A 13155-nucleotide genomic window follows, 5' to 3' on the forward strand; every position below is an offset into this window, starting at 1 on the left:
GCTACATCCCTCCTACACAAACAATCTGACACCCCCAGATCGCCGGCCATCCGCCGGCCGATAGACAGGTCCACGGCGACCAGCATGAGCGCGCCCGGGGCAGCGACGGAAAAACGACTTCCCACACCAGCAGCAACCGTCGACGTGCCGGCCGCGAAGCCAGGGCTGTTCCGTTGGCACGAACACCATCACCGAGATCGTCGCCAGCAGAACCACGCCGCTGAAGATGAGTGCGCCCTTCCAAGGACGCCGACGGGTATATGTCACAACTATCAACTTTCCGGATCGTGCACGGTCACCGCCGAAACGGCGGGGGAGAACACGACAACGATTAGAGGCGTCTCTCGCAAGAACACCCGACTAGGGGAGGCCGGGATTCTAAGCTGCCCGGAGGGTCAGAATTGCCTTTGAGGCAAAGACAGCACCGGGAAGAATGAGAAGGATGGCGGACCCGATCAGGTACCAAACGCCGTCGGAAGTCAGTGCGGTGTATACGCCGATGAGAGAGAAAATAACTGCCCCTAGCGACCAAATGAGGGTTGCCCTTTTGGTGTTATTCATGCGCCCAGCCTAGTAGGAGGACCAGCACGGGCGTCCGCTGGCGCGGCCGGTTGTTGGGTCCAGTGCCGTCCGTCGCAGGGCTCCGGCCTGCCCTGGCCCTGTCTTGCCTACGACGATGCTCCTGTAGACGATGCTCCTATAGTCGTCAAACCGCGAAGGGGCCAAGGGCCAAGGATGCTCATTTCCGCGATTAGTAGGGACCCGGCGAAGGTGTCTTGAGCGCACGAGGCCACACGTCCCATACGCTGACCCTCCACGCGAAGTCCCCGGTAGATCGTGCTGTTGTCCGGCGGGCAGGTTTGACGGTCACGCGAGTCCCGAATGCCAGGCTACCGATCGGCAATGGAACTCGCAGACCTCATATAAAGGCCGGAGTTGTCATTGATCAGCGACTACACCGTGAACAGCGCATATTCCGTAGCGAGGTCCTTGCTGGCTGACACGCAGAACCGTCCCACCGCAATATGCTGCGCTTCAGGAGCTTCGCGCCGTCGGGCCGCAGCTCCCCGCTCGGGGAGACGTGGCAGTAAAGGGTTTGGCGGGTGACGCCCAGTTGCGCGCAGAGGGCGCCGACCTTGGTTTCCTTGTGCTCCATGGCGGCCATGGTGCAATCCTTGTAGCTCGTGATCTTGGCCTCCGGGTCCCAGATCAGCTATCCGTTATCGGAGTGGACAAGCACCCGCTTGGAACGGTTTTCGGATTGACGACTATCGATCAATTCGTGGAGGAACAGGGGACGCGGGCAGCACTCGAACTCCTGAGCGAACTAAGCGTGTCCGAGAAAGGGGACAGTAGTTCACCGGTACTGACTGAACTTCCAGTCAGTATCGTGGCACGTTCCTCCACGGCGGCCCCGACGACGAACAGAAATCCTACCTTTCACTGAGTTTTCGAGTTAAGGTCACCTTGAAAAACACTGGTGCGTGTTTCCAGATGACTCGATTTATCGTCAGTGCGCTACGCGCTCCCGGTGCCAGGACTTTGGGGACCCGGACTCCGTGCCCGCGTTCCCGAGCGGAATTCTTCCTTGCCCGGAGTGGTTCCAGGAGTATGGCCCTTCCCCTTCTTCGTATTTCCATTCTCGACCGTGCCAATGCCCGGGACGGGTTTTCTGCTTCGGATGCCCTGAACCGCGTGCTGGAACGGGCCCAGCGGGCCGCGGAGTGGGGTTACCACCGTTTCTGGGTCGCAGAGCATCACGCGGTGCCAGGCATTGCCGGTTCCGTTCCGGCCGTGCTGATGGCCGCCGTAGCCGCACGGACGCACTCCATCCGGGTGGGCTCAGGCGGCATCATGCTTCCCAACCACCGACCACTCCTGGTGGCCGAACAGGCGGCCACATTGGAGGCTCTGCATCCTGGGCGGATCGACTTAGGCGTGGGCCGATCTGTCGGTTTCACCCCGGCCGTCCGGGATGCGCTGCGCGCCGGGAAACAGGAGGCGGAGGAATTTGAAGACCATCTGGCCCAACTGCTTGCTTACCTGTCCGGAGCCGCGGCCATCACTGCCCGGCCACGGAACGATTCGGCTACACCGGTATTCGTGTTGGCCACCGGTTCGGGAATCGATATTGCAGCCCGTGCCGGCCTGGGTGTGGTGCTGGGTGGGCCAGCCGTGTTCCGGACGGATCAGAACGGCACATTCCCGGCGCTGGATAGGTATCGCACACAGTTCCGTCCATCACGCTGGTTCGAGCGGCCCTACATTATGGTTTCCGCCAACGTAGCAGTGGCCGCCACCCGACAGGCGGCGAGAGAACTGCTTCTGCCCGAAGCCGTCGCGCTGGCCCGCTCCAGGACCACCGGCGAATTCGCTGCCTTGGCGCCCGTGAGTCCGACTGAGTGGGCCGTGCTGACTCTCCGGGAGAAGGAAGCGGTCGAAAGGAGCCTGTCCACATCGATCTACGGCACGGCCTCAGAGGTTTGGACCCAAATCCAGCACCTGCTCGCGACCTCCGGAGCCGACGAGTTGCTGATCACGGGCGGAGCCTTCGACGTCGCGGCACAGGCGGAATCCGATCGGCTCCTGGCCGGAATCTTCCTCCAAGACGAGCGCCGCAGCCTGGACGACCGCCCGGGGATCCGCGCCATCCCATCGACGCCCACCGGGCTTGACGCCACCTAGCGCCATCCCAGCCCGAGCAGCCATTCCGGCCCGGCCCGGTGCTGTAGTAGGGCTGCGGTGGACGAGTTACTGCTCGGCGCCACCGCGCAGGGAGGTGTCGCCGGCGTCGCTGTCTGGTGTTGCCCCGAAAGCTGCCGGACGTTTTGACGGCATTCGGGATAATTTCGGTCGTCGATCGGGTTGTTCGCTCGCATTACGGTGGTTTTCAATTGGCCGTGCCCTTTTTGGGGAGACCCAGTCGGGGGATTGCTTCCGTTTTGAGGCCGGACCTTAGGGGTAGTGCATGACACTGGACAAGCCATTGTCCCGCACCAAGGCAGCGTGTTAGAGCTACTCCGGCCGCCGGGTCGGGACCGCGTTCGCGGCCCTGACCTGCACGCGACTGGAGCACCCTCGGCAGGGGGCCACAGCTGTCTCCGGTTGCGCTATCACTTTGGCCACCAGACCGCCGGCAACGCCGCCGAATCTGATAGCGCAAAGGGTGCCGGAATGCCCGGACGTGGGACAGAATGGGTCTATGACCCGAATCGCAATCATCGGCGGCCACGGAAAAGTGGCCAGGGAACTCTCCAAAGTCCTGGCCGCGGACGGGCAGGAGGTCACCGCTATCTTCCGCAACCCCGAACACGTGTCCGACGTCGCGGCAACCGGCGCCACCCCAGTCGTCCTGGACGTGGAGAATGCGACGACGGCGGAAATCGCCGAGGCGCTCTCGGGTCACGACGCCGTCGTATGGTCGGCCGGTGCCGGCGGCGGAAACCCCGGGAGAACCTACGCCGTGGACCGTGACGCCGCTATCCGCTCGATGGACGCTGCTGCCCAGTCCGGCGTCGGCCGCTACGTTATGGTGTCCTATCTTGGAGCCGGACCGGACCACGGAGTGCCCCCGGACAACCCTTTCTTCCACTACGCGGAGGCCAAGGCCGCCGCTGACTCCTATCTGCGCGGCACCAGCTTGGACTGGACCATCCTCGGCCCCGGCGCGCTCACGGAAAAGCCGGGCAGCGGCCTTATAGACGTCCACGTCAACGAGCCCTGGCAGGCTGCCGAAACCGCCCGCACCAACGTCGCCCTCGTTGCTGCGGCCGTCCTGGAGCTGCCCGCCGCAATCGGCCGGACTATCGGATTCCGTGACGGCAGCCAGCCCATCGCTGCAGCTTTGGAGGCGGTTGCCTAGCCCATTCGGGGAAAGTGGGCGCATGCAGCAGCTGGCACTCATTCTCGAACTGCTGCTCGCCGCGGTGGTTGCTGGAAACATCACTGTCATCCACCACAACCTCATGGAGTCCGCGAAGAACGTCGCCCCCGGCGGATACGGCGGAAGCGAGTCGTGGCCGGGCGGCCGGTGCACTGCTTCGCCTTTTCCGGAACAACCGGGGCGGCGCGGTCCGCTGTGTTCCGCCGTGAAATACGGGACGCGGTGCATCCCACTACGGGAGCGGGCATTTTCTGACGGGAGTTGCGATGCGCGAGATATTCTTCCGTCCGGCGATGCTGTCCCGGTGCTCGGGATCGGAACGTGGGGAATGGGTGAGTACCCCGGCAACGCCGCGCGCGAGACGGCAGCTATCCAGATGGCCTTGGACCCGGGACCTGCCCCATTACTAGGGCCTGCAAGAGTGCATGCACGTCGGGCAAGCGTATCCACCTCCGAGGACGCCCAGTTCCAGAAGGCCGTGCCGTTCGAGGCGCAACGCTTGCTGAAAGCGCTGAGGGGCGCTCGACGGTGACGTTCCGGTTCCGGTGTCAGGCCCTCATTCGCCGTGCTAGCGCCGCGCAGCCTTCCTTGCGGCGTTTTTCAGTGCCTTGCGGGACACCGGCTTTAGGGCCTTTCGGGCGGCCTCTTCGGCGAGGGCACGGTGGCGTCGGGCGTCGATCACATCATTCCAGAGCGCCGTGGCGAATGCCCCGCCGTCCTGGGCGTACACGTGATAGGGGTAGTCCGAAAAGACGGCCGGCGGTGTCCCTGCGGGGAGCCCGGTGCCGGATGTCCGCGCTGCGGCGTCGGCGATGGCCCAGGTCTCGGTCAGGTGGGCCGTGAGGTTCTCCTGGACAAAAATATTGACGTCGGGGGACTGGGCAGCCCGTTCCAGCAGGCCCTCAAGCCGATCCGCCAGCAACGCGGAGGCTACGTCCTGGAGCGGCGTTCCGTCAGCCGTGGCGGCGTTGAGACGGGCCTCCTGCTCGCCGACGGCACCCGCCCAGTCGCTGGTCAGGCGGAACTTCTGCCAGGTGGGAAACCATACGACCGCCCCAGTGGCGTGGTTGTGGATATGCTGCAGGCCGCTGTTCTTCTCCGTGGCTGCATGGTCGTGTCCAGCGGCGTCGGCGCCGGCCAGCAGTTCGGACAAGGTGTTCGTGAGTGAAGAGCTCATGGTGGTGACTGGATGCTTTCCTGTAGGGCGGGGATTCGGTCTGTCCATCACGACAACCTGTGGCGGGGACTGACTATTCCGCTTGGCGGTCGTGCCCTGCTACGGGCGCGGTTCACTGGCAGGCCCGTGGAGTCAGTCTGTTGTCTCAGTACAGCTAACCGCGGTCGACAGTCGTTAGTCGTCGCCTGGCCAGGGGCCGTAACGGTCGGTCATCACCTTGGGACTCACATGGACTACGTCGCCGAACGACGGTACTCCCACACCGTCGATGTCGAGCCCGATCTCCGGCAGGACGTCCTTAAGCACAACACGGTCGTCCCAGTTTGAGGCCACGGGTTCTGCGGGGCGTTTCCCGACCACCATTTGGAAGGCGATCCCGGCGGTCGGCTCGAATCCGGTGAACGACCACGTTGTTTCCAGGGCCGCGTCAAGCAGCGCCGCAAGTTCTTCCCCGGGGTCGGAATCCACGTAAATCCGGGCGCTCAGCCGGCGGTTGGTCGGAAATCCGTCCGACGAGGTCCACAGGTACGACCCGTTGACACCGGGCAGCTCATCAAGCCGGGCCTCAGTCCGCCGTAGGTCACCGGTGGAGCTGCAACTGACGAACAGCACGACAACCGCCAGCAACAAAGCCAGGACCACCACGCCAAGGCCCAGTCGTCTTTTGGAACGCATCCGTTCACCGTCTCACGTAGGGTTTGGTTGACGATCACTGCCATCGCCCCGAAAAGGGAAAGATGCTGGCTCCGTCCAGGAGTTCAGACTGTACCGTGGCGGACGCACCATCTGCGCCAGTGCCTCTTGCGGGGATGGTGTCCGAGCACAACACCACCAGGTTGCACGTCGCCGTCGACCTTTTTTGGAGAATCACTCGCATGGATAAAGTCTCTCGCCGGATTCTCTGGGGACCGCCCGAGTTCAGGCCAGTCCCGGACGCAGCTCCCACGACGCAGGAGATGGCGGTCTCTGCCCGCCTGCGCTCGAGCGTCCTGGCCGTTGGCCTGATCCTTGTCGTGGTGTCGGTGGCAGGCTACGCATCACTCATACTATTGACCGCAGCCGGTGGGTCCTCCGCCGGTTTCCTCGCGGCCTCCTGGGACCTGAGCGGTATTGGTTTCGACCCCCAGTTGCCGCGCACTTTCTATTTTGCCGCTGCGGCCGTTGTCGGATTCCTGATCGGCTCCTGGCTGCTCCTGATCCACAGCATCAGTTCGCGGCAGCCCGACGCCGTCGTGCAGTATCAGTCTTTCCCGCGTCTGCTGCACAGCGTCAACCGACCCGTCCTGCCAATCGGACTCCCATTACACTGTGCCTGGGTAGCCCTCCTGTTGGGACTGTACGTACTCCTGCTTCCAGTGCAGCAGGAGTACGGCGTTCTCTCCCCTCGTAACCTTGTCCTGAACGAACAGCACCTGTACCTGCTGCTGATCGTCCCGGCCATCGCGGCGGTCGGCGCGGCGACCGCGACGTTCGTGTCGGTGATCAAGAAACTGTCATATCCCGGGCAGATGAGGCGACACCCCAATTTCGTTCAAACCAAGCCAAAACCCTACTTCTACCGCAACGACCGGAGAGGCCAAGGGCTCGACCTGGCAGTGGCTTTCATCGGCGGTGTGCTGCTGTTTCTCGGTCTGTTCGCCGGGTCCCGCGACTATGTGGGTGCAGCACTCCTCATGATTCCCGGCGTCATCACCATCGTGATTGCCATCGTGATGGCCTTCCAGACCTGGCGCCGTGGCGAACCGCTCTACCTCGAACCCGCCACGGAGCCCAAAACAGACAAGGCTTAGGCATGCGCGCGTCGGTGACCCACACACGCACCAGGGATCTCACCACGCCCCGTATTCGCTCAAGGAATCTCTTCCTTACGAGATATTCAGGACTGCAAGTGAGCGCCAACTTGTCATCGTTACATGCGGGGTGACTTGGAGACCCGAGACGTTCAAATTTTCCTCATAGCCCGGAAATAGGCGGAGAAGGGTTGAGTATTGCTTCGGCGGCGCTGGTGAATGCATCGAAGAGCTTCGTTGACGGGGGTAACACTTGGGTCATCAGGACGACTGCCGCTCGGTGCTCGGGCCAGCTGTACCAGAGCGTGCCTAGCCCCCCGCCCCATCCGTAGCGACGTCCACATTCCCCGTCGCTCACCCCCATTCCATACCCCCATCCGCCTCTATCCAGGAAGGGTTGCGCTGAGGGGCCGGATCTTTGTTCCGCGGTGAGCTGGTCGGACGTCATCGCCGCGACTGATTCGGCGGACAGCAATTCGCCGCTGTTATCGAGCAGCATGCCGGCGAATCGCAGCAAATCACTTGCCGTGGATACCAGGCCACCGCGCGCGTCGGGGAACGCCGGTGGCGTCGACCACCGGCTCTCGAGGATGTTGTCAAAGAGCATCAAACCGTTCTCGCTTTGCGCGAAGGCAGGCACAAGGTGTTGGGGCGTGGCGACGAACCCAGTCTGAGACATGGCAAGGGGTGTGAACAGTCGCTCACGCATGAGGACGTCAAGCGACTGTCCTGTCGCGCGTGCAAGCACGATTCCCAGTACCCCGAAAGCTAAGTCGTATCTCCAGGCTGTGCCGGGCTGCTCCAGCAAGGGCAGTCTGGCGAAGCGGGCCAGCCATTCATCGGGTGAGGGCATCGCCGAGGGGTCAGGGGGGCCAAACCCCAGGCCAGCTTTCTCAGCGTCTTTCATTGCGGGACAGGCACTCTCAGGGACGAATCCGAAGCCCATCCGCATCGTCAAGAGATCCTCGATCGTGATTGATCGTTGAGCTGGGACTGTATCCATCGGGTGGCCATCAATCCGGCGCAGCACGCGGCGGTCGGCCAATTCAGGGACAAATCTCTCGACCGCATCGTCGAGGTTCAACACACCGTCTTGAACCAGGAGCATTACGACCGCGGCGACCAGTGGCTTCGTGTTGGAGCTGATGCGCATGACCGCATCAGGGGTCATTGCGGTAGCCCCGCCAGGTTCGGTGGTCCCCACAGCGGCCACCGAGGTACGGCCGTGATCCACGACCCCCACGACAGCCCCGGGAACTTCACCGTCGTCCACCATCGGACGGATCGTCTCGATCAGCTGTAGCGCTTCCATCGCCTGGTCGTAACAGTGGCCGGTTTTGGGGTGATCGAACTCCTTGAAGTTGGTTCGGCATCGGATTTACTGTTGCACTGGAAGGGCTGTCGGGTCGCGTATTGGAGGCGTTCACGAATGTCGGGGTGGAACGACAAAAAACGTAGTCACCTTGTGTGTTCCCGATTCTCTTGCGACCAAGCCGGCTTCCTGACCTTCCCCACTTCGTTTCCGGCCCGATTGCGGAGGTGAGTGTGAAGACTTCGCATACGATCAAGGCGCTCACTCCGGCGACTTTCCCCGCCTGGCTAGCGCTTGCGCAGAAACACAACGGAGTCTGGGGCGGGTGCTACTGCTCGTATTTTCATGGTGACACTGCGGACACAGTCAAAGCCAAATACGACGGGCCAACGTTCAAACAACGACTCGTGGAGGAGGGCGTCGCACATGCTGCGCTCGTTTTCGACGGCGAGGACGCGATCGCCTGGTGCGAGTACGGCAGTCCGGCTGAGCTGCCGGGGATCTACCACCGTAAGGAATACGACGCTGGCGAGACTAGGCCAGCACCGTGGCGCATTACGTGCTTTTTCGTCGACCGCGACCACCGACGATCGGGCGTAGCGCGGGAAGCGCTCGACGGCGCGCTCCAGCTGATCGCCCATGCCGGCGGGGGCGAGGTGATCTCGTTCCCCAACGAACTTGTCCCCGGCAAAAGGACGTCGTCCTCGTTCCTTCACAACGGCACTCGCGCCATGTTCGAGAAGGCTGGGTTCACGTTCGAGCGCCACATCGGCAAGCGCAAAACCGTAATGCGCAAGACGATTCAACCTGCCCCGGGCTGAGCAATGCCGCCGTGAACCCAACGCACAAGTGTTCGGTATTGATCACTCAAACTTCTTCCATTGCCCTTCGGAAACCACCTCGACGGAGCCGTTGACGACCTTGATGGCGGTTTGTTCGTCGATCGCATAGGCCGGGCCTCCGAGGTCGGCGGCCCACCGCTCTGCGTGGGTAGGAGTGTTGGTAGGGAAAGCATTTAAGTGCGGGAAGACCGAAAAGTCGACCACTCCTAGCGTGCGATCGTCCGGCGCAGCGGGCCACTCGACGAAAGAGTTTCCGACGCGGGGCGCCATCACCATGCTTCCGGCACTCACTCCCACCCAGACCGTGTCGGGAAGTGACGGCAGCAGGTCGGCTAGCCCGGACTCCCGCATCCAATGGGATAGGTAGGTCGCGTCGCCGCCGTCGACCAGTAACACGTCCGCTTCCTGAAGCCAGGGTACCCATCGCTCCTTGCCGATGGTGGGCAGTGCGGTGAGCTCGAGAACTCCGAGCGAAGCCCAGCCCAGACCGGACAGGTGACGGAAATCTGGCTGGGCGGCTAGTAGGCCCCACACCGAGGCCGGTCCGCACAGTGGGTGCCCCCACTGCGCCGTCGGGACGACCAAAGCGCGGCACTGGCTGATCGGCTTATTGAGAAGTTGCACGAGCGCCGAGTGAATGCTCGGGTTCGTCACACCGCCTGACGTAAGCAAGAGTTTCAAACGTTCCTCCGAAGTTTTGCGCGGATAGTGGGTGTGCCTGACGACGAGGAACTGGGCGGGAACTCACCGGCCTATCTAATAAGCCTGCCGGCGTCGCGCTCGGCACTTCAATAGGTATTGCGTAGGAAATGTTCTTACCCACCGCCGGGGAGCGATTGGCGCCATGCGGCCTACTCTTGCAGGTCTGTAGGTGGAGCAGTTTGCGCTAGTGGTGTTTTTCTTGCAGGAGTAGAGTCCGGCTATGTCAAAGGACCCTGTTGAGACGAATCCTGAGAACTACCGGCTGGTATTCGAAAACAATCGAGTGCGCGTGCTTGAGTACACGGATAGCCCTGGGCACACATCGACCGAGCATCATCATCCCGACAGCGTGATGATCACGGCCAGCTCGTTCCGCCGCCGACTTTCATCAAATGGTAGAAGCATCGATGTGGAGTTGCCAGCTGGTGTGGCACGGTGGTTACCGGAGCAAGACCACTATGGTGAAAATACTGGCGACACGGATACGCATACATTCTTTGTTGAACTCAAGGAAGCCGCGCCCGACTCATCTGGGGAACACGCCGATTATCTTGGGCCCATCCGATCGTAGACGGCGCCAATATAGCAGGAGCAAGAGTCGGTACCTTGACCCGCCTGCTTGGAAGGATCGCCTAACCGGGTGCGTCCCAGGTGGTCGAGGCGTTGCGGACTGGTATCGGCTTGGATCCACGACGACCCGCGGAGGCTTACGTGTTCAGCTTGGGAGCGGCTAGTTCGGCCAAATGCTGCAGTGAGTTGGTGAGACGCTCCGGAGCGAACGGTGGGAATCGCAGGTACTCGCGAATAGATTGCGGCACCGCCGCCCAATCGTAGGTGAGCGTCACCTCGGTCTCCGACTGGTCGACGAACATCAGGTCGTAGCGCCAGAACCAACCGCCAAACTCCAGTTGTCCATCACCTTTAGGGTCGTGCCCAGTCCGCCAACCGATGGCGCGTGGTGGGTCGAACACATGAACCTTATTGACCGTCTGGTAGTTACCCTCTGGGTGGTTCGGATGATTCATTCCCATCCGGAACATCTGTCCCATCTCGGTCAGCCGCGCCTGGTCGACAGCTTGCTGAATCCGGCCCGTACCGTCGGCAACGGAGCTTCTGCCATCGATGGCAGAGTGCATCATCGGATCCGCCAGTACCGCGAACACGTGCGGGGCGGACGCGGAGATCCTCAAGGATGCGCTTACATGTTCCTGGTCCACGATATGCATGCTCCTAGCCATCTGACCCGATTGTAGTACGAACCGAAGGGCAGTTGCCGCACCTAAAGACGAAGTCGTCGTGGTGCGTATGCTTCGGCGAGCCCGTCCATAATGGCGTCCATGTGTGCGTCCACTGTTCGGCGTGTCGGGTCCGAGTCATGCCAGGCGATCATCTCCCGCGCGCCCTGACTAAAGGGGATGCTGGCGGTGAATCCGGGGACCAGTGAGCGGATTTTTGTGTTGTCGAAAATCATTGTGTGCGATTTGTCGCCCAAGAGGCCCGCGCCCCACTCAGGGTCGGCTTCGGCGATAGATTCCGAGGCGACATGGACCAGGACGGGGTCAGGGACGCCGGCAGCTGCCGCGACCTGGGTATAGATCTGGTTCCACGAGGGTGTCTCTTCGCCGGTGATGTGCACAGCTTCACCAATCGCTGATGTATTTCCCAGCAAACCCGTGAACCCTCTAGCGAAATCACGGCTGTGGGTGATCGTCCATAACGAGGTTCCGTCGCCGGGCACAATGATGGGTCGCCCGGCGCGCATGCGTTCCACAATCGTCCACCCTCCGTCGAATGGGATCATCGTTTCGTCGTAGGTATGAGAGGGCCGGACGATTGTGATGGGGAATCCTTCCTCGCGGTAGGCCGCAGTAAGGAGGTCCTCGCATGCGATCTTGTTGCGGGAGTACTCCCAGAAGGGATTCTTCAACGGAGTGGATTCCAGTACGGGCATGTGTGTCGGTGGTGTCTGATATGCCGATGCTGAACTGATGAAGACGTATTGTCCGGTTCGTCCGGCGAAAATTTCGACGTCCTGCTTCACTTGCTCCGGAGTGAAGTTGACCCAGCTGACGACGCAGTCGAAGTGGTGACCGCCTATGGCATCAAGGACTGCCTGCTTGTCCCGGGAATCAGCGACGAAGGTGGTCACGCCCTCGGGTACCTGACGCAAGTTCCTGATGCCGCGGTTGAGTAGATAGACGTCCATGCCTGCATCTACTGCCTGTTTCGTGCAGTGGGCGCTGATGATTCCGCTGCCGCCGATGAAGAGTACTTTCAAGCCCTGCATGGTTTTCTCCTGGTGATTCATTTGAGCCCGCCTATTGAAAGTTCGCACCGCGTTCGCGCCGGCCCGTCAGCCCGCAGCCGGCGGGGCCGTGCTATCACGGACGACGAGCCGCGTTGCGAGGTCCATCCGGGGGATGGTTGTGAGGGTACTCTCACTCATGCGGATCACGAGCCGCGCCGCTTCCTCGGCCATTGCCGTGAGCGGCTGGTGCACAGTCGTGAGGGCAGGACTGGACCACTGAGCGAGCTGCAGATCGTCATAACCGACGATGGACAGGTCAGCGGGCACCCGGAGCCCAAGCGTCCTGGCAGCCTCGATGACGCCGAGCGCCTGGAGGTCGCTCCCTGCGAATATCGCTGTGGGGCGGTCCGGCAGCGTCAGGAGTTCGAGAGCGATGCTGCAGCCACCGTCGACCCGGAAGTTGCCGAACCGCACGAAGCGTTCATCGATTTCAATGCCGGCCGTGTTCATGGCGGACCGGTATCCATCGACGCGGGCGAAGGAGCACATCATGTCGTCGCGACCGGTGATCGCAGCAATCCGGGTGTGTCCCAATTCGATGAGGTGGCGGGTGGCGTCGAGGCCGCCGGACCAGTTGGCTGACCCAATCGCGGGGACATCCGGGGCCGGATCTCCGGCCGGGTCGATGATCACGAACGGGATGGCGCGGGATTGGAGGGTTGCCTTCGCCTCCGCGGCGAGATCGGCGAAGAGGAGCACTACCCCGACCGGGCGTCGACGGAGAACCCCGGTGATCCAGGCCGGGGAGGGGGAGTGGCGGTCCCCTGACTCGGTCAGGACAATGCTCATATCGTTGGCGCGAGCGACATTTTCGACCCCCCGGATAATCTCCATGGCCCAGGCTGTCTCGAGTTCGGGGAAAACGAGCTCGATCAAGGAGTCCCTGTTGGGCAGGCCTGGGCGTCGCTGGTATCCGTGTTTGTAGAGGAGCTCTTCGACTTTTGCCCGGGTCTGCGCGGACACGTCTGACCGTCCGTTGAGGACTTTGGAGACCGTGGAGAGCGAAACTCCGGCCTCATCGGCTAATTCGTTGAGCTTGACCTTACGACCTGAGTCGATCATGGGGAACCAATCTTCTTCTTTTTTCGCGGGAAACACTTGCGTTTCACCGGGCCACTGTTACGCTCATCACATACTAATT

The 13155-nt window shown here is 62.1% G+C and carries 15 protein-coding genes; 7 read left to right on the top strand and 8 right to left on the bottom strand.

The window, feature by feature from the left end; all coding sequences use genetic code 11:
* Window positions 1-378: 378 nt before the first annotated feature.
* Complete coding sequence (locus tag HMI58_RS11405; RefSeq protein ID WP_171619885.1) at window positions 379-561, bottom strand: hypothetical protein; 183 nt, start codon at window positions 559-561, stop codon at window positions 379-381.
* 586 nt (window positions 562-1147) lie between these two features.
* On the opposite strand from HMI58_RS11405, the gene HMI58_RS11410 reads away from it, so the two are divergent.
* The 4 genes from HMI58_RS11410 (at window position 1148) to HMI58_RS14730 (ending at window position 4415) form a co-directional block, all read left to right on the top strand.
* Complete coding sequence (locus tag HMI58_RS11410) at window positions 1148-1447, top strand: substrate-binding domain-containing protein (RefSeq protein WP_318779202.1); 300 nt, start codon at window positions 1148-1150, stop codon at window positions 1445-1447.
* A gap of 164 nt (window positions 1448-1611) precedes the next feature.
* Window positions 1612-2685, top strand: a complete 1074-nt coding sequence (locus tag HMI58_RS11415) for an MsnO8 family LLM class oxidoreductase (RefSeq protein WP_171619887.1) — start codon at window positions 1612-1614, stop codon at window positions 2683-2685.
* A 517-nt stretch (window positions 2686-3202) separates the two neighbouring features.
* Window positions 3203-3862, top strand: coding sequence for an SDR family oxidoreductase (locus tag HMI58_RS11420; protein WP_171619889.1), 660 nt, complete (start codon window positions 3203-3205; stop codon window positions 3860-3862).
* A gap of 22 nt (window positions 3863-3884) precedes the next feature.
* Window positions 3885-4415: a hypothetical protein gene (locus HMI58_RS14730; protein ID WP_171619868.1), complete on the top strand. Its 531-nt coding sequence runs from the start codon at window positions 3885-3887 to the stop codon at window positions 4413-4415.
* A gap of 36 nt (window positions 4416-4451) precedes the next feature.
* Here the strand turns inward: HMI58_RS14730 and HMI58_RS11430 are convergent, their stop codons facing one another.
* Together HMI58_RS11430 and HMI58_RS11435 are read right to left on the bottom strand one after the other, a co-directional pair.
* Entirely contained in the window at window positions 4452-5060 is a 609-nt protein-coding gene (locus HMI58_RS11430) for a hypothetical protein (RefSeq protein WP_171619891.1), read from the bottom strand.
* A 174-nt stretch (window positions 5061-5234) separates the two neighbouring features.
* Window positions 5235-5735, bottom strand: coding sequence for a hypothetical protein (locus HMI58_RS11435; RefSeq protein ID WP_171619893.1), 501 nt, complete (start codon window positions 5733-5735; stop codon window positions 5235-5237).
* A 200-nt stretch (window positions 5736-5935) separates the two neighbouring features.
* On the opposite strand from HMI58_RS11435, the gene HMI58_RS11440 reads away from it, so the two are divergent.
* Window positions 5936-6850, top strand: coding sequence for a hypothetical protein (locus HMI58_RS11440; protein WP_171619895.1), 915 nt, complete (start codon window positions 5936-5938; stop codon window positions 6848-6850).
* A gap of 163 nt (window positions 6851-7013) precedes the next feature.
* Here HMI58_RS11440 and HMI58_RS11445 read toward each other — a convergent pair whose 3' ends face one another.
* Entirely contained in the window at window positions 7014-8162 is a 1149-nt protein-coding gene (locus HMI58_RS11445; protein ID WP_205208120.1) for a serine hydrolase domain-containing protein, read from the bottom strand.
* Window positions 8163-8389: 227 nt separating this feature from the next.
* On the opposite strand from HMI58_RS11445, the gene HMI58_RS11450 reads away from it, so the two are divergent.
* Window positions 8390-8983 (top strand): GNAT family N-acetyltransferase, encoded by a 594-nt coding sequence (locus HMI58_RS11450; RefSeq protein WP_171619970.1) that lies wholly within the window; start codon window positions 8390-8392, stop codon window positions 8981-8983.
* Between the two features lie 42 nt (window positions 8984-9025).
* Here HMI58_RS11450 and HMI58_RS11455 read toward each other — a convergent pair whose 3' ends face one another.
* The gene (locus tag HMI58_RS11455; RefSeq protein WP_171619897.1) at window positions 9026-9685 is read right to left on the bottom strand and encodes a Type 1 glutamine amidotransferase-like domain-containing protein; all 660 of its coding nucleotides are present in this window, start codon (window positions 9683-9685) and stop codon (window positions 9026-9028) included.
* 241 nt (window positions 9686-9926) lie between these two features.
* On the opposite strand from HMI58_RS11455, the gene HMI58_RS11460 reads away from it, so the two are divergent.
* A complete protein-coding gene (locus HMI58_RS11460) occupies window positions 9927-10277 on the top strand; it encodes a cytoplasmic protein (RefSeq protein ID WP_171619898.1) in 351 nt (116 codons plus the stop codon).
* Window positions 10278-10413: 136 nt separating this feature from the next.
* On the opposite strand, the gene HMI58_RS11465 is transcribed toward HMI58_RS11460, so the two are convergent.
* From HMI58_RS11465 to HMI58_RS11475, 3 genes are all read right to left on the bottom strand, one after another.
* Window positions 10414-10932 (bottom strand): polyketide cyclase, encoded by a 519-nt coding sequence (locus HMI58_RS11465; protein ID WP_171619900.1) that lies wholly within the window; start codon window positions 10930-10932, stop codon window positions 10414-10416.
* A 53-nt stretch (window positions 10933-10985) separates the two neighbouring features.
* Complete coding sequence (locus tag HMI58_RS11470; protein WP_171619902.1) at window positions 10986-11993, bottom strand: NAD-dependent epimerase/dehydratase family protein; 1008 nt, start codon at window positions 11991-11993, stop codon at window positions 10986-10988.
* A gap of 66 nt (window positions 11994-12059) precedes the next feature.
* The gene (locus HMI58_RS11475; protein WP_171586800.1) at window positions 12060-13076 is read right to left on the bottom strand and encodes a LacI family DNA-binding transcriptional regulator; all 1017 of its coding nucleotides are present in this window, start codon (window positions 13074-13076) and stop codon (window positions 12060-12062) included.
* Between the last annotated feature and the right edge of the window lie 79 nt (window positions 13077-13155).

Source organism: Arthrobacter sp. 147(2020), assembly GCF_013116715.1.
In the GTDB taxonomy this organism is placed as follows: Bacteria; Actinomycetota; Actinomycetes; order Actinomycetales; family Micrococcaceae; genus Arthrobacter_D.

Coding starts and splice junctions, on each gene's coding strand:
- HMI58_RS11405 (WP_171619885.1), bottom strand. CDS start 561: ATGAATAACACCAAAAGGGCAACCCTCATTTGGTCGCTAGGGGCAGTT.
- HMI58_RS11415 (WP_171619887.1), top strand. CDS start 1,612: ATGGCCCTTCCCCTTCTTCGTATTTCCATTCTCGACCGTGCCAATGCC.
- HMI58_RS11420 (WP_171619889.1), top strand. CDS start 3,203: ATGACCCGAATCGCAATCATCGGCGGCCACGGAAAAGTGGCCAGGGAA.
- HMI58_RS14730 (WP_171619868.1), top strand. CDS start 3,885: ATGCAGCAGCTGGCACTCATTCTCGAACTGCTGCTCGCCGCGGTGGTT.
- HMI58_RS11430 (WP_171619891.1), bottom strand. CDS start 5,060: ATGAGCTCTTCACTCACGAACACCTTGTCCGAACTGCTGGCCGGCGCC.
- HMI58_RS11435 (WP_171619893.1), bottom strand. CDS start 5,735: ATGCGTTCCAAAAGACGACTGGGCCTTGGCGTGGTGGTCCTGGCTTTG.
- HMI58_RS11440 (WP_171619895.1), top strand. CDS start 5,936: ATGGATAAAGTCTCTCGCCGGATTCTCTGGGGACCGCCCGAGTTCAGG.
- HMI58_RS11445 (WP_205208120.1), bottom strand. CDS start 8,162: ATGGAAGCGCTACAGCTGATCGAGACGATCCGTCCGATGGTGGACGAC.
- HMI58_RS11460 (WP_171619898.1), top strand. CDS start 9,927: ATGTCAAAGGACCCTGTTGAGACGAATCCTGAGAACTACCGGCTGGTA.
- HMI58_RS11465 (WP_171619900.1), bottom strand. CDS start 10,932: ATGCATATCGTGGACCAGGAACATGTAAGCGCATCCTTGAGGATCTCC.
- HMI58_RS11470 (WP_171619902.1), bottom strand. CDS start 11,993: ATGCAGGGCTTGAAAGTACTCTTCATCGGCGGCAGCGGAATCATCAGC.
- HMI58_RS11475 (WP_171586800.1), bottom strand. CDS start 13,076: ATGATCGACTCAGGTCGTAAGGTCAAGCTCAACGAATTAGCCGATGAG.